The sequence below is a fragment of the Ralstonia sp. UBA689 genome (assembly GCF_002298975.1).
In the GTDB taxonomy this organism is placed as follows: Bacteria; Pseudomonadota; Gammaproteobacteria; order Burkholderiales; family Burkholderiaceae; genus Ralstonia.
Genome location: NZ_DBMV01000021.1, coordinates 320,373 through 335,136, shown reverse-complemented (window position 1 = coordinate 335,136; position 14,764 = coordinate 320,373). Strand labels below are relative to the sequence as shown.

Below are 14,764 nucleotides of genomic sequence, written 5' to 3'. Positions count from 1 at the left end.
CGCATGCCGATCGACCGCTCCAACCATTCGCCCAGCGCGCCCACCCTGCCCTGGCGCGACGCCACCCTGTGGGTGCTAGCCGCTTCCTTCCTGGCCGTCTGGCTCGGCACGCTCGGCTACCGGCACCTGATCCCCACCGACGAAGGCCGCTATGCCGAGATCGCCCGCGAAATGTTCACCTCCGGCGACTGGGTGACCATCCGCTACAACGACCTCAAATACTTCGAGAAGCCGCCCCTGCAGATGTGGGGCACGGCGCTCGCCTATACGCTGTTCGGCGTTGGCGACTGGCAGGCGAGGCTGTTCACTGCGATTTCCGGCATCGTTGGCATCGTTTTCTCGATGCTGGCGGCGGCGCGCTGGTGGGGCAAACGTGTGGCCGTCATCAGCGGGCTGGTGCTGGTGAGTGCGCCGATGTGGAACGTGGGCGCGCATTTCAATTCGCTCGACATGGGCGTCGCCGGCTGCATGACGATGGCGCTGGCGTCGTTGCTGCTCGCACAACACCCGCACGCCACCTGCGCCCAGCAGCGCGGCTGGATGTGGGCATGCTGGGCATCGATGGCGCTGGCAGTGCTCAGCAAGGGTCTGATCGGCGTAGTGCTGCCGGGCTTTGTGCTGGTGGTCTATACGCTGGTGGCGCGCGACTGGGCGCTGTGGAGACGCCTGCACTTGGTGACCGGGCTGATCGTTTTCTTTGCGGTGAGCGCACCGTGGTTCGTGCTGATCTCTGCGCGTAACCCGGAATTTGCGTGGTTCTTCTTCGTGCACGAGCACTTTCAGCGTTTCACGTCGAGCGTGCACAACCGCAGCGAGCCGCTGTGGTATTTCGTGCCGTTGCTGCTTGCGGGCTTCCTGCCGTGGCTGGCGCAACTGCCCGGCGCCGCACGCCTGACCCTCGCGCGCAATGAAACTGCGGTCAACGGCTTCCGCCCGACGCTGCTGCTGGGCTTGTGGGCTGGGCTGATCTTCGCGTTCTTCAGCATCTCCAACTCGAAACTGCCTGGCTATATCTTCCCGATCATCCCAGCGATGGCAGTCCTGGCCGCGCTGGTGCTGGAGCAGACCAGCGAGCGCGCCTGGCGCTGGCAGCTCAAGGCTTTCCTGGCGCTTGCCCTGATCGGCCTAGCAGCAAGCGGCTACGTGGCGACGATGTCCTCGGACATGTACCCGAACGCGGTGTTCTCACGCTTTGCGGTATTCCTGGCGGTGGCCTTCGCTGCAGGGGCAGCGTTCACGTGGCTTGCGCTTCGCGTGGGCAGCAAACGCTTTGAGAGTCTTGTCGCCTTCGCCTGCGCTTGGTTTCTGACATTCACGGCTGCCACGCTCGGTCACGAGGCATTCGGGCGGTCGATGTCGGGTATCGACCTCGTGCCGACCGTCAAACCGTGGCTCAAGCCGGGCGTGCCGTTCTATGCGGTGGAGCGTCTGGACCATACAATGCCGGTTTATCTCGGCAAGCCGGCCATCATGGTGCAGGAACCCGATGAACTGGCTTTCGGTGTGCAGCAAGAGCCATCCAAGTGGATACCGACAACCGAGGCCTTCGTGGCCCGCTGGCAAGAGATTGGCAAAGCGGGAGGTCAGGCGGTTGCGATGATGGGCCCCGGTACCTATGACAGGCTCGCCGCGCAGGGCGTGCCGATGACCGTCATCACCCGGGACGACCGCCGCGTGATCGTGCGGCGCAACTAGGTGCCACCTTAGGCCGCCAACGCATGCGCCGAAAGTGGCGCACAAGAGGAATTGTCGTAACATGCGCCCCTGCAGCGCCGTCTTGGGGGAAATCGCTGCAAGCGCTCCAACAACAAAACAACACATGAATCTGGTCACATTCGGGCTGATCCTGACGGGCGTCATGCTCAATGCCTGCGCCCAACTGCTGCTCAAAGCGGGCGTCAACAACATCGGCCGCTTTGCGTTTTCGGCTGAAAACATCGTGCCGATCGGCATCAAGCTTGCAACGCAGTGGCCCATCATCGGCGGGCTGTCGTGCTATGTGATTTCCGTGGTGGTGTGGATCCTCGGGCTCTCGCGCGTGGATGTGACCATTGCGTACCCGATGCTCTCGCTAGGCTACGTGGTTAATGCCTTCTTGGCGTGGTATCTGTTTGGCGAAGTGCTGTCAGTCCCGCGCCTGATCGGTATCGCCATCATTCTTGTCGGTGTGTTCGTGCTGGCCCGCTCCTGAGCAGCACGCGCCCAATCTCATTTGCAGCCATGACGCAAACCAACGCCTCTGTCGAACAACCGTTCCTGCCCTTCGTGCGCCCGACCATCGATGAGGCGACCATCGCCGCCGTGGCCGATGTGCTGCGTTCGGGCTGGATCACCTCGGGCCCCAAGGTGGCCGCATTCGAGGCGGCGCTGTCGGAGTACTTCGGCGGCCGCATCGTGCGCACCTTCGCCAATGGCACGGCCACCATGGAGGTTGCGCTGCGCATCGCCGGCATCGGCCCGGGCGACGAGGTCATCACCACGCCGATCTCGTGGGTGGCCACGTCCAACGTGGTACTGACGGTCGGCGCCAAGCCAGTCTTCGTTGATATCGACCCCGTCACGCGCAACATCGACCTGAGCAAGGTCGAGGCCGCCATCACCCCGCGCACGCGTGCCATCATCCCGGTCTACCTCTCGGGCCTGCCGGTGGACATGGACCGCCTGTACGACATCGCCTGCCGCCACAAGCTGCGCGTCGTGGAAGATGCCGCCCAGGCCATCGGCTCGCGCTGGGGCGACAAGCGGATCGGCCAGATCGGTGATCTGGTCAGCTTCAGCTTCCAGGCCAACAAGAACATCACCACCATCGAAGGCGGCGCGCTCGTGCTGAACACGCCCGAAGAAGCCGTGCTGGCCGAAAAGTACCGCCTGCAGGGTGTCGTGCGCACGGGCTTCGACGGCATGGAAGTCGACCTCGTGGGCGGCAAGTTCAACCTGACCGATGTGAACGCTGCCATCGGCCTTGGCCAACTTGCGCAACTGGAAAACGTTACGGCTCGCCGTGCCGCACTGGCCCGCCGCTACTTTGCCGCCATGCGTGCGGCTGACATCGAATCGTTCGGCGTCGAGCTGCCGGTGGAAGACTTTGCACACACCAACTGGCACATGTTCCAGATCGTGCTGCCGCTGGACCGCCTGACGGTCGACCGCGCCGGCTTCATGGCGGGCCTGAAGGCGCTGGGCATCGGCGCGGGCGTGCACTATCCGCCCATCCACCTGTTCAAGCTCTATCGCGAACTCGGCTGGGGCCCGGGCATGTTCCCGGTCGCCGAGCGCATCGGCCGCGCAATCCTCACGCTGCCGATGTTCGTCGCCATGGAAGATTCCGACGTGGATCGCGTAGTCAATGCGGTCCGCCAACTTTGCGCCCAATACCAACAATGAAGACACCCGCTCTCTCGGTCGTCATTCCTGTCTACAACGAAGAAGACGGGCTCGCTGCGCTGTTCGCGCGTCTGTATCCCGCACTCGACGCGCTTGGCATCTCGTACGAGGTTGTGTTCGTCAACGATGGTAGCCGGGACCGCTCTGCCGCCATGCTGGCCGAGCAGTTCCGCGCGCGCCCGGACAGCACGCGCGTGGTGCTGTTCAACGGCAACTACGGCCAGCACATGGCCATCCTGGCCGGCTTCGAGCACGCACGCGGAGAGCGCGTCATCACGCTCGACGCCGATCTGCAGAACCCGCCCGAAGAAATCGGCCGCCTGGTCGAAAAGCTCGACGAAGGCTACGACTACGTCGGCACCATCCGCCGTAACCGCCAGGACAGTTGGTTCCGCCGCACCGCGTCGCGCGCCATGAACTCGCTGCGCGAGCGCATCACGCACATCAAGATGACCGACCAGGGCTGCATGCTGCGCGCCTATAACCGGACCATCGTCGACACCATCAACCGCTGCCGCGAAGTCAACACCTTCATCCCGGCGCTGGCCTACACGTTCAGCAAGAATCCGACCGAAATCGAGGTCGATCATGAAGAACGTTTCGCGGGTGAATCGAAGTATTCGCTGTACAAGCTGATCCGCCTGAACTTCGACCTGGTGACGGGCTTCTCGGTGGTGCCGCTGCAGTGGTTCTCGGCAATCGGCATGCTGCTGTCGTTTGCCTCGGCGGTGCTGTTTATCCTGCTCGTGGTACGCCGCTTTGTTCTGGGCGCCGAAGTCCAGGGCGTGTTCACGCTGTTCGCCATCACGTTCTTCCTGATGGGCGTGCTGCTGTTCGGCATCGGCCTCTTGGGCGAGTACATCGGCCGCATCTACCAGCAGGTGCGCGAGCGTCCCCGCTATCTGGTGCAGGGCGTGCTGGAAGACACACCCAACCTGCACGAGGCCGGCCCGGCTGACCTGAAAACCAATCAACAGCGGGGTGTTGCATGACGCGCCGCGCCGTCGTTTTTGCGTACCACAACGTCGGCGTGCGCTGCCTGCGCGTGCTCGCAGCGCGCGGCATTCAGGTCGAATTGGTTGTCACGCACGAAGACAACGCCGCCGAGAACATCTGGTTCGGCAGCGTGCGCGCCACCGCACAGGAATTGGGCATCCCCTTCATCACGCCGGAAGACGCGAAGGGTGAAGACCTGCATGCGCGCATCGCAGACATCGCGCCGGATTTCATCTTTTCGTTCTACTACCGGCACATGATCCCGATGACGCTGTTGAGCCTCGCCAAGTTTGGCGCGTTCAACATGCACGGCTCCTTGCTGCCGAAATATCGCGGTCGCGTGCCGATCAACTGGGCCGTCCTGCACGGCGAGACCGAAACCGGCGCCACCCTGCACGAAATGGTCGAGAAGCCGGATGCCGGCTACATTGTCGACCAGACCATCGTGCCGATCCTGCCGGACGACACCGCGCACGAAGTGTTCGAAAAGGCCACTGTCGCAGCCGAGCAGACGTTGTGGCGCGCACTGCCCGCAATGATCACCGGGCAGATTCCTCAACACCCAAATGTGCTCGCCAACGGCAGCTACTTCGGCGGCCGCAAGCCCGAAGACGGCCGCATCGACTGGTCCAAGCCGGCTCAGCAGGTCTACAACCTGGTCCGTGCCGTGGCGCCGCCCTACCCCGGAGCATTCACGGATGCCGGCGGCGAACGCTACATCGTCGCGCGCGCCCGTCTGGCACGACAAACTTTCACGAATTTGCCGCCGGGCTTGCACGTCGTGGATAATGCAATGTTCGGCGTGTGCGGCGATGGGGGAGCCATCGCCATCCACGAGCTCTGGCGCGTCGAGCCCCAGGCTGCAGGTCATGCATCCAGCACGTCCGTCGTGACCGCGCAGCAGCTCGCCCTCTCCTGATTTTGAATTTGCCTTCATGAAAAAAGTACTGATCCTCGGCGTCAACGGCTTTATCGGCCACCACCTGTCCAAGCGCATCCTGGAGACCACCGACTGGGAGGTCTACGGCATGGACATGCAGACCGAGCGCCTGGGCGACCTGGTCAACCACCCGCGCATGCACTTCTTCGAAGGCGACATCACCATCAACAAGGAGTGGGTGGAATACCACGTGCGCAAGTGCGACGTGATCCTCCCGCTGGTGGCCATCGCTACGCCGTCGACCTACGTCAAGGCTCCACTGCGCGTGTTCGAGCTGGACTTCGAAGCCAACCTGCCGATCGTCCGCTCGGCTGCCAAGTACGGCAAGCACCTGGTCTTCCCGTCGACCTCCGAGGTCTACGGCATGTGCGGCGACTCCGAATTCGACCCCGAAGCCTCGCCGCTGGTGTACGGCCCGATCAACAAGCCGCGCTGGATTTACGCGTGCTCCAAGCAACTGATGGACCGCGTGATCTGGGGCTACGGCATGGAAGGCCTGAACTTCACGCTGTTCCGCCCGTTCAACTGGATCGGCCCGGGCCTGGACTCGATCTACACCCCGAAGGAAGGCTCGTCGCGCGTTGTGACGCAGTTCCTCGGCCACATCGTGCGCGGCGAGAATATCCAGCTCGTGGACGGCGGCAACCAGAAGCGCGCCTTCACGTATATCGATGACGGCATCGATGCGCTGGTACGCATCATCGCCAACAAGGATGGCGTGGCCACGGGCAAGATCTACAACATCGGCAACCCGTCGAACAACTACTCGGTGCGCGAGCTGGCCAACATGATGCTCGAGTTGGCCGCGAACATTGACGAGTACAAGGACAGCGCCAAGCAGGTCAAGCTGGTGGAAACCACTTCGGGTGCCTACTACGGCAACGGCTACCAGGACGTGCAGAACCGCGTGCCGAAGATCGCCAACACCATGGAAGAACTCGGCTGGGCCCCGACCACCGTGATGAAGGATGCGCTGGCGAAGATCTTCGAAGCGTACCGCACGCACGTGGCTGACGCCCGCAGTCTGGTCGAAGAAGGCAACGGCAACAACAAGTAAGAAGCAACACCCCGCGCAGGTTCATGGCTCTCATCGTCCTCAAGATCGACGTCGACACCCTGCGCGGCACCCGCGAAGGCGTGCCCAACCTCGCGCGCATGCTGCGCGAGCACGAGGCGGGCGCGACCTTCCTCTTCAGCCTCGGCCCGGATCACACCGGCTGGGCGCTGCGCCGGGCATTCCGCCCAGGCTTCCTGAAGAAGGTTTCACGCACGTCCGTGGTCGAGCACTACGGCCTGCGCACGCTGATGTACGGCGTGCTGCTGCCCGCCCCCGACATTGGTCGCAAGGCCGCCGCCGAAATGCGAGCGATTGCCGAGGCGGGCTTCGAGACCGGCATCCACACGTGGGACCACGTGCTCTGGCAGGACAATGTCCGCCAGCGTGACGCTGCCTGGACGTCCCGCCAGATGGGTGCCTCACACAAACGCTTTACCGAGATCTTCGGCCATGCGCCCGTTACACACGGTGCCGCCGGCTGGCAGATGAACGACCACGCCTTCCGCCAGATCGATGCCTGGGGTATGGCCTACGCCTCCGATGGCCGCGGCACGCATCCGTATATCCCGAGCGTCGACGGCCAGGCACTGAACCACGTGCAATTGCCGACTACGCTGCCGACATTGGACGAACTCATCGGCGTGGATGATCTGACGACGGAAACCGTCGCCCGACATATCCTGAAGATGACCGAATCCGATCGCGACCAGGTATTTACCTTGCACGCGGAGCTTGAAGGGCAGAAACTCGCCCCGATCTTCCGCGAGTTGCTGCGAGGGTGGCGCGCGCAGGGCCATCGGCTGGCGTCGATGGGCGATTACTACGCGACACTCGACCGCAGCACACTGCCCGTGCAGCCCGTCACATGGGGCGAAGTTGCCGGGCGCAGCGGCAGCCTGATTGTTCAGCCGGCCTGATCCACGATCGCCGGCTATACAGCGGGCGATGCGCTTCCCGTTTTGCCCGTTCAAGCGTTCCCCGTCTCTCCCCGCGGTTTTCCGGAACTTCACCATGCCCGTCTCTCTCGACAAGCCTCTTCCTGATTTCTCCGCGCCGGCCACCAGCGGCGTCACGTTCTCGCCGGCTGCGCAGCGCGGCAAGATCGTCGTGCTGTATTTCTATCCGAAGGACAACACGCCCGGCTGCACAACCGAGGCCATGAACTTCCGCGACCAGTACGACGCCTTTGAAGCCGCCGGCGCCGTCGTGTTCGGCATCTCGCGTGACAGCCTGAAATCGCACGAAAACTTCAAGGCCAAGCTGGAAATGCCGTTCGAGCTGATCTCCGACGCTGATGAAGCCGTCTGCCACCTCTTCGACACCATCAAGATGAAGAAGATGTACGGCAAGGACGTGCGCGGCATCGAGCGCAGCACCTTCCTGATCGACAGCAAGGGCGTGCTGCGCAAGGAATGGCGTGGCGTGAAGGTGCCCAACCATGTGGATGATGTCCTGACAGCGGTGCGAGCGCTGTAACCAATCGTGCACGAAAGCACCGTGCAGGACACGCCGGCGCGCGGCCTTGTGCCAGTTTCACGCCGCATGTTGTAACCGGCCAGCGCGACAGCACACGTCACATGTGACAGATTGCAAATCACAAAAGCTTCCGATACAGTCGGAACCGATGAGTACGAAATCCGGATGCCATTCCGACTGCCCACGACGGTACCGGCGGCCAAGTTGGCCTGATACCGTATCGGCGCTTATTTGGGCATTTTCCCCGGCGAATAGGCTGGGCAGAACGTCCGAATCGTGCAGCTTGTCGTGGCGTTCCCCCAGGCCGCCCCACCTCTCGAAGGTCATGGCGGCTTTTTTGTGGCCATCGTTCGGCCGCGCTTTTCCGGCCCCCCCTGCCGCCCCCGCTGTTTTCCACCAGCATCGCCTCGCCACCAGCGCGGGCGGTGTTTTGTCGTTGTTTCCTCCAGAGAGGTAATCGAAGCATGCCGCTGCCGACCATGCCCACCCAGCCAGCCCAGTTGCTAGACCCGGCTGAATTCAAGCCTTTCGGCAAAGCCGGAAAGCCCAAGGCGGGTCAGGAACCTCGAAAACCGGTGCCCGCGCTCGAACGCGAGGCGCTGTCTGAAACCGGCCGTGCACAACCCAAACGCAGCGCGGCCCCCCGTGCCCGATCGGGCGAGGCTTCTCCCACGGCGAAAGGCGAAGCACGCGAACACGCCGGCATTCTCGCCAAGGCGGTCGACAAGGTGAGTGCCACCGGCAAATCCACTGAAACCGCCGCCCGCCGCCGTCTTCGTCGTGACGACGGTCCGACCAAGCTGTTCGTGCTCGACACCAACGTGCTGATGCATGACCCGTCGTCGCTCTTCCGCTTCGAAGAGCACGATGTCTATCTGCCGATGATGACGCTGGAGGAGCTGGACAACCACAAGAAGGGCATGAGCGAAGTCGCGCGCAATGCCCGTACGGTCAGCCGCACGCTCGACCAGCTTGTCGCCGGCACCGAAGGCACGATGGACGACGGTCTGCCGCTCTCCAAACTCGGCAATCGCGATGCGCAGGGGCATCTGTTCTTCCAGACCCGCCTGAACGACATCAAACTGCCCGATGGCCTGCCGCAGGGCAAGGCCGATAACCAGATCCTGGGTGTGGTGTCCGCGCTTCAGCAGCAGCGGCCGGATCGGCATGTCGTGCTGGTGTCGAAAGACATCAACATGCGGATCAAGGCGCGCGCCCTGGGTCTGCCCGCCGAAGACTACTTCAACGACCGCGTACTGGAAGACACCGACCTGCTCTACAGCGGTGTGATGGCCCTGCCCGTCGATTTCTGGCAGAAGCACGGCAAGAACATCGAGAGCTGGCAAGACCCGAAGACGGGCACGACGTTCTACCGCCTGTCGGGCCCGCTGGTGCCCTCGTTCCTGGTCAACCAGTTCGTCTTCCTGGAGCCGAACGACGGCAGCCTGCCGCTGTATGCGCAGGTCAAGGAACTCAACGGCAAGACTGCCGTGCTGCAGACGCTCAAGGACTTCACGCACCAGAAGAACAACGTCTGGGGCGTGACCGCGCGCAACCGCGAGCAGAACTTCGCGCTGAACCTGCTGATGCATCCCGAGGTGGATTTCGTCTCGCTGCTCGGCCAGGCCGGCACGGGCAAGACGCTGCTGGCGCTCGCTGCTGGTCTGGAACAGGTGCTGGACCAGAAGCTCTACAACGAGATCATCATCACGCGTGCCACCGTGCCCGTGGGTGAAGACATCGGCTTCCTGCCCGGTACGGAAGAAGAAAAGATGCAGCCGTGGATGGGCGCCTTCGACGACAACCTAGAAGTCCTGCAAAAGTCCGACGACAACGCGGGCGAATGGGGCCGCGCGGCCACGCAAGAGCTGATCCGCTCGCGCATCAAGGTCAAGAGCATGAACTTCATGCGCGGCCGCACCTTCGTCAACAAGTTCCTGATCATCGACGAGGCGCAGAACCTCACGCCCAAACAGATGAAGACGCTGGTCACGCGCGCGGGCCCGGGCACCAAGATCGTGTGCCTGGGGAACATCGCACAGATCGACACGCCGTACCTGACGGAAGGGTCGTCGGGCCTGACCTACGTGGTGGATCGCTTCAAGGGCTGGAGCCACAGCGGTCACATCACGCTGGCACGCGGCGAGCGCTCGCGACTGGCCGATCACGCGTCGGACGTGCTGTAGCCGTCATACCGCGGCGATTCCGTTCGCCGTAAACTGTTGTGCCAAGGGGCCGCGCTGTTGCGCGGCCTTTTTTTTGCTACGTAGCAGATGCCGATCATTGACCTGATGGAGGCCCGACAATGCTCACGCAGCGAAACCCGCAATCCCGTACATGCTCGATGCGGTCGTTGGTTGCGCTGGCGATACTGTTGTCCGCCGGCGTGTCCTCTGCGTTTGGCAACGACCTGACGCCACAGACCACCGGCCAGATCCGCTACGTCTGCGGTGGCGTCGCACAGGATGAACAAGAGGCGCTGAATGCCGATGCGCGCAACTACAACCTGTCCTTGCTGTTCACGCAGGGGCCGCGCGGCGAATACCTGGCCGACGTGGAAGTTCAGCTCACGCGCCACGGCAAGGAGGTCGCAAGCTTCCACGCTGATGGCCCGCGCTGCCTGATCAAGGCACCGCCAGCCAGCTACAACGTCATCGCTACGTACGAAGGCACCACCAAGCGCGCCACGGTGCAGACCGGCAGCACGCGTAACATCCAGCTCCGCTGGTAAAACTGCCTGCAGAACGCGACGCCATCGGGGTCGGATCGACGAACCCGCGCCCCGCTTGGCGTTGCGCCCTGCCAACATCCAGGTTGGCGCGGTTTGCCTCGGGTTTGGCATTCTGGCGCCGAACGCATAGCATGCGAGCTATCCGGATTCTCCTGATGGCGCATGCTGACGTGGCACGGCTCTCCCCTTGGCAGTAACCGCCTGGCAGGCGCCGCCCTGCTGGCACTGGTCTGCCTGCTGTCCGCCTGCTCGTCGACACCCACTCGCACAAACGCATCACGCGACACCAGCGGGCTGCGCACGCGCGGCGCCGGAATCAACGATCCGAGCGCCGGCTTGGAGGAAATCTCCATCGAAGCAATGGCACTGGTCGGCACGCCCTACCGGTACGGCGGCAACACCCCGGACAGCGGCTTCGATTGCAGCGGGCTCGTGCGCTACGTCGTGCAGCGCGCTGCTTCCGTCAACCTGCCGCGCACCGCCTCCGAGATGGGGCGGCGCGGCACCCCGCTGGAACGCCGTGACGTGGCTTCGGGCGACCTCGTGTTCTTCAACACCACAGGCCAGCCGAACTCGCATGTCGGCATCTATGTCGGCCAGAACCGCTTCGTACATGCGCCATCTACCGGCGGCACGGTGCGCCTGGAAGACATGACCAAGTCGTACTGGGCAAGCCGTTATATGGGCGCACGCCGCGTGGTGGCGGCAAACAATCTGCCCGATGCTCCGGCAGCCATGCCGATCCTCTCGACATCTTCCGCGCCGGCCCGGCCGGTCGACGATGACCCGCTTGGCACCCTCGCCCGTGCACGCGGCGTCCAAACTGACAGTCTGATGATGACGCGCACGCCGGCTGTCGCGGCACCGCCAGTGGACGACGACCCGATCGCCCGCTTCGCCACGCAATAGCGCATCGCCCATGCCAATGCAAAACGCCCACCGGTTGGTGGGCGTTTCGTTTGTTCGGCACAGGCGAGGTTACAGCACGTGCTTGCCGACCCACCAGGCGATGGCCGCCATGAAGGCCGATGCGGGAATCGTCAGGATCCACGCCCAGACGATGTTGCCCGCCACACCCCAGCGCACTGCCGACGCCTTCTGTGCAGACCCCACGCCAACGATGGCCCCGGTGATGGTGTGCGTAGTCGACACCGGCACACCCAGCGCCGAAGCGAAGAACAGTGTCAGCGCACCACCGGTTTCAGCGCAAAAACCACCCACGGGCTTGAGTTTGGTGATTTTCTGGCCCATCGTGCGCACGATCCGCCAGCCGCCCAACAGTGTGCCTAGACCGATCGCCACATAGCAGCAGACGATGACCCACACCGGCGGCGTATCCGCCGTGGCCGAGGCATAACCGCCTGCGATCAGCAGCATCCAGATGATGCCGATGGTCTTCTGTGCATCGTTGCCGCCGTGGCCCAGGCTGTACAGCGACGCCGAGAGCAACTGCAACCGCCGGAACCAGCGATCCACCCTGGATGGCGGCGTGCGGAAAAACAGCCAGGACACCGCCACCATCAGCAGCGAGCCCAGAATGAAGCCCAGCAGCGGCGAAATCAGGATGAACGCCACCGTCTTGAGCAGGCCGCCGGCCACCAGCGAGCCCGTGCCCGACTTGGCCACCGCCGAGCCCACCAGCCCGCCAATCAGCGCATGCGACGAGCTGGACGGAATGCCGTAGTACCACGTGATGATGTTCCACGCGATGGCACCCATCAATGCACCAAAGATGACGTAATGATCGACGATGGCTGGGTCGATCGTATCGCGGCCCACCGTGGTCGCCACCTTGAGGTGGAAGATGAAGATGGCGATCACGTTGCAGGCCGCGGCCATGGCCACCGCCTGCTGCGGCTTGAGCACGCCGGTCGACACCACCGTGGCGATGGAGTTGGCCGCATCGTGGAAGCCGTTCATGAAGTCGAACACGATGGCCAGTGCCACCAGCAGAACGACCACCCAGAGACTGATCTGAAGCGTATGCATGAGGCGTCGTCTCGTCAGGCGTTCTCGAGCACGATGCCTTCGATGATGTTGGCAACATCCTCGCAACGGTCGGTGACGCTCTCCAGTTGCTCGTAGATTGCCTTGAGCTTGATCAGCAGCTTGATGTCGTTCTCGGTGCGGAACAGCTTGGCCATGGCGGCGCGCATCACGCGGTCGGCATCGGACTCAAGGCGGTCGATCTCCTGCGCGATGGTCAGGATCTGGCGGCCGTTGTTCATGTCGTCGAGCAGTGCCACGGCCTTGCGGACCTCTTCGCAGCAGGCTACGCAGATGTTTGCAAGCTGGCGCGATTCGTCGGTCACGTTGGTGACGTCGTACAGCGTGATGGTGAGCGACACGTCCTCCATCAGGTCGAGGATGTCGTCCATCGTCGTGATCAGCTTGTGGATCTCGTCGCGATCGAGCGGCGTGATGAAGGTCTTGTGCAGCAGCTCGATCGTGTCGTGCGTGATGCGGTCGGCCTTCTTCTCGAAGTTCTGCACGTTGCGCGCATGCAATTCAGCGTTGGGCAAGTCGTTGACCAGCTCCTTGAGCGCATGGGCCGCTTTGACGGCGCACTCGGCGTGCTGGTTGAAGTACTCGAAAAACTTGCCTTCGGTGGGCATGAAGCGACCGAACATGATGATCCTTGAAAACGGGAAAACGCAGGAGAGTTGTAAAAACAGCGCCGAGCGGGATCACCGCCGACGCTGTCATCAAAGCGCAATATTTTACCGGAACCCATCGCGCGCCACGCGTGGCACGTTGTGGCAGCCCGACATGCAATACGGGTCACGTGTCGTTGTCGAAGAAAGCGTTGCCCCCGGTGAAGTTATCAAACTTCGTGTATTCGCCCAGGAATGTAAGCCGAACGGTGCCGATCGGGCCGTTACGCTGCTTACCGATGATGATTTCTGCGGTGCCCTTATCCGGAGAATCGGGGTTGTAAACCTGGTCGCGGTAGATGAACAGAATCACGTCGGCATCCTGTTCGATGGCGCCGGATTCCCGCAAGTCCGACATCACCGGGCGCTTGTTCGGGCGCTGCTCGAGGCTTCGGTTGAGCTGCGACAGCGCGATCACCGGGCAATTCAGTTCCTTGGCCAACCCCTTGAGCGAACGCGAGATTTCCGAGATCTCGGTCGCACGGTTCTCGCCGCCGCCCGAGCCTGACATGAGCTGCAGGTAGTCGATGATGATCAGGCCAAGTTGCCCGCACTGCCGGGCCAGTCGGCGCGAACGCGCGCGCAGCTCCATCGGGTTCAGCGCCGGCGTCTCATCGATAAAGAGCTGCGCATCGTTCATCTTTTGAATGGAGTGCGTCAGACGCGGCCAATCCTCGTCGAGCAGGCGGCCCGTACGCAGGCGATGCTGGTCCAGTCGCCCAACCGAACCCAGCATACGCATGGCGAGCTGTGTGCCCGCCATTTCCATCGAGAACACCGCCACCGGCAGGCCCTGCTCAACCGCGACATGCTCGCCGATGTTCAGCGAGAAGGCCGTCTTACCCATCGATGGGCGGCCGGCCACGATGATCAGGTCACCTCCCTGCATACCGCTGGTCATGCGATCGAGGTCAACGAAACCCGTCGGTATACCGGTGATGTCACTCTGGCTATCGCGGTGGTACAACTCGTCGATGCGCTCGACCACCTGCGTCAGCAGCGGCTGGATTTCCAGGAAGCCCTTCTGCCCGCGCGCGCCCTCTTCGGCAATCGCGAACACCTTGGATTCGGCTTCATCCAGCAGTTGGCGCACGTCGCGGCCCTGCGGGTTGAAGGCACCGGCGGAGATCTCATCAGCAATCGTCACCAGTTGGCGCAGCACACCGCGATCGCGGACGATTTCCGCGTAACGGCGGATGTTGGCGGCGCTCGGCGTGTTCTGCGCGAGCGCATTCAGGTAAGCCAGGCCACCCACCTCTTCCGCCTTGCCCGCCGCCTGTAGTTGCTCGTACACCGTGATCACGTCGGCCGGCTTGGCTTGCGAGATCAACTTGCCGATGTTGTGAAAGATCAGCCGGTGATCGTAACGGTAGAAATCGTGCTCGTTGATGAAATCGGCAATGCGATCCCAGGCGGCGTTGTCCAGCAGCAGCCCGCCGAGCACCGACTGTTCGGCCTCGATGGAATGTGGCGGCACCTTGAGGGAATCAAGCTGGGGATCGGATGGCGCGTTCATGGCGGGATTA

Annotated in this window: 14 protein-coding genes; 11 read left to right on the top strand and 3 right to left on the bottom strand. The window is 63.0% G+C overall.

What is annotated here, in order from left to right; genetic code table 11:
- Positions 1-3 precede the first annotated feature (3 nt).
- From B4F51_RS10345 to B4F51_RS10295, 11 genes are all read left to right on the top strand, one after another.
- Positions 4-1,695: a glycosyltransferase family 39 protein gene (locus B4F51_RS10345; RefSeq protein WP_296225205.1), complete on the top strand. Its 1,692-nt coding sequence runs from the start codon at positions 4-6 to the stop codon at positions 1,693-1,695.
- Between the two features lie 124 nt (positions 1,696-1,819).
- Positions 1,820-2,191, top strand: a complete 372-nt coding sequence (locus tag B4F51_RS10340) for an SMR family transporter (protein ID WP_296225203.1) — start codon at positions 1,820-1,822, stop codon at positions 2,189-2,191.
- 29 nt (positions 2,192-2,220) lie between these two features.
- A complete protein-coding gene (locus B4F51_RS10335; RefSeq protein ID WP_296225200.1) occupies positions 2,221-3,384 on the top strand; it encodes a DegT/DnrJ/EryC1/StrS family aminotransferase in 1,164 nt (387 codons plus the stop codon).
- Complete coding sequence (locus tag B4F51_RS10330; RefSeq protein WP_296225198.1) at positions 3,381-4,376, top strand: glycosyltransferase; 996 nt, start codon at positions 3,381-3,383, stop codon at positions 4,374-4,376. The genes B4F51_RS10335 and B4F51_RS10330 overlap by 4 nt, the downstream gene beginning before the upstream one ends.
- Positions 4,373-5,299, top strand: a complete 927-nt coding sequence (locus tag B4F51_RS10325) for a formyltransferase (RefSeq protein WP_296225196.1) — start codon at positions 4,373-4,375, stop codon at positions 5,297-5,299. The genes B4F51_RS10330 and B4F51_RS10325 overlap by 4 nt, the downstream gene beginning before the upstream one ends.
- Positions 5,300-5,315: 16 nt before the next feature.
- Complete coding sequence (locus B4F51_RS10320; RefSeq protein ID WP_296225194.1) at positions 5,316-6,377, top strand: bifunctional UDP-4-keto-pentose/UDP-xylose synthase; 1,062 nt, start codon at positions 5,316-5,318, stop codon at positions 6,375-6,377.
- Between the two features lie 23 nt (positions 6,378-6,400).
- Entirely contained in the window at positions 6,401-7,294 is an 894-nt protein-coding gene (locus B4F51_RS10315; RefSeq protein WP_296225192.1) for a 4-deoxy-4-formamido-L-arabinose-phosphoundecaprenol deformylase, read from the top strand.
- A 94-nt stretch (positions 7,295-7,388) separates the two neighbouring features.
- Positions 7,389-7,853 carry a peroxiredoxin gene (locus B4F51_RS10310; protein WP_296225190.1) on the top strand — a complete coding sequence of 155 codons (465 nt, stop codon included), beginning with the start codon at positions 7,389-7,391 and terminating at the stop codon, positions 7,851-7,853.
- A 464-nt stretch (positions 7,854-8,317) separates the two neighbouring features.
- Entirely contained in the window at positions 8,318-10,039 is a 1,722-nt protein-coding gene (locus tag B4F51_RS10305) for a PhoH family protein (protein WP_296225189.1), read from the top strand.
- 119 nt (positions 10,040-10,158) lie between these two features.
- Positions 10,159-10,584, top strand: coding sequence for a hypothetical protein (locus B4F51_RS10300; protein ID WP_296225187.1), 426 nt, complete (start codon positions 10,159-10,161; stop codon positions 10,582-10,584).
- A gap of 162 nt (positions 10,585-10,746) precedes the next feature.
- Positions 10,747-11,493, top strand: coding sequence for a C40 family peptidase (locus B4F51_RS10295; protein WP_296225185.1), 747 nt, complete (start codon positions 10,747-10,749; stop codon positions 11,491-11,493).
- A gap of 69 nt (positions 11,494-11,562) precedes the next feature.
- On the opposite strand, the gene B4F51_RS10290 is transcribed toward B4F51_RS10295, so the two are convergent.
- From B4F51_RS10290 to B4F51_RS10280, 3 genes are all read right to left on the bottom strand, one after another.
- Complete coding sequence (locus B4F51_RS10290; RefSeq protein ID WP_296225182.1) at positions 11,563-12,573, bottom strand: inorganic phosphate transporter; 1,011 nt, start codon at positions 12,571-12,573, stop codon at positions 11,563-11,565.
- A gap of 14 nt (positions 12,574-12,587) precedes the next feature.
- Positions 12,588-13,214 (bottom strand): DUF47 domain-containing protein, encoded by a 627-nt coding sequence (locus tag B4F51_RS10285; protein WP_296225180.1) that lies wholly within the window; start codon positions 13,212-13,214, stop codon positions 12,588-12,590.
- A gap of 151 nt (positions 13,215-13,365) precedes the next feature.
- Entirely contained in the window at positions 13,366-14,754 is a 1,389-nt protein-coding gene (locus B4F51_RS10280) for a replicative DNA helicase (protein WP_296225178.1), read from the bottom strand.
- Between the last annotated feature and the right edge of the window lie 10 nt (positions 14,755-14,764).

Excerpts from the sequence above, each read along its gene's own strand:
- B4F51_RS10345 (WP_296225205.1), top strand. The coding sequence starts at position 4 with ATGCCGATCGACCGCTCCAACCATTCGCCCAGCGCGCCCACCCTGCCC.
- B4F51_RS10340 (WP_296225203.1), top strand. The coding sequence starts at position 1,820 with ATGAATCTGGTCACATTCGGGCTGATCCTGACGGGCGTCATGCTCAAT.
- B4F51_RS10335 (WP_296225200.1), top strand. The coding sequence starts at position 2,221 with ATGACGCAAACCAACGCCTCTGTCGAACAACCGTTCCTGCCCTTCGTG.
- B4F51_RS10330 (WP_296225198.1), top strand. The coding sequence starts at position 3,381 with ATGAAGACACCCGCTCTCTCGGTCGTCATTCCTGTCTACAACGAAGAA.
- B4F51_RS10325 (WP_296225196.1), top strand. The coding sequence starts at position 4,373 with ATGACGCGCCGCGCCGTCGTTTTTGCGTACCACAACGTCGGCGTGCGC.
- B4F51_RS10320 (WP_296225194.1), top strand. The coding sequence starts at position 5,316 with ATGAAAAAAGTACTGATCCTCGGCGTCAACGGCTTTATCGGCCACCAC.
- B4F51_RS10315 (WP_296225192.1), top strand. The coding sequence starts at position 6,401 with ATGGCTCTCATCGTCCTCAAGATCGACGTCGACACCCTGCGCGGCACC.
- B4F51_RS10310 (WP_296225190.1), top strand. The coding sequence starts at position 7,389 with ATGCCCGTCTCTCTCGACAAGCCTCTTCCTGATTTCTCCGCGCCGGCC.
- B4F51_RS10305 (WP_296225189.1), top strand. The coding sequence starts at position 8,318 with ATGCCGCTGCCGACCATGCCCACCCAGCCAGCCCAGTTGCTAGACCCG.
- B4F51_RS10300 (WP_296225187.1), top strand. The coding sequence starts at position 10,159 with ATGCTCACGCAGCGAAACCCGCAATCCCGTACATGCTCGATGCGGTCG.
- B4F51_RS10295 (WP_296225185.1), top strand. The coding sequence starts at position 10,747 with ATGCTGACGTGGCACGGCTCTCCCCTTGGCAGTAACCGCCTGGCAGGC.
- B4F51_RS10290 (WP_296225182.1), bottom strand. The coding sequence starts at position 12,573 with ATGCATACGCTTCAGATCAGTCTCTGGGTGGTCGTTCTGCTGGTGGCA.
- B4F51_RS10285 (WP_296225180.1), bottom strand. The coding sequence starts at position 13,214 with ATGTTCGGTCGCTTCATGCCCACCGAAGGCAAGTTTTTCGAGTACTTC.
- B4F51_RS10280 (WP_296225178.1), bottom strand. The coding sequence starts at position 14,754 with ATGAACGCGCCATCCGATCCCCAGCTTGATTCCCTCAAGGTGCCGCCA.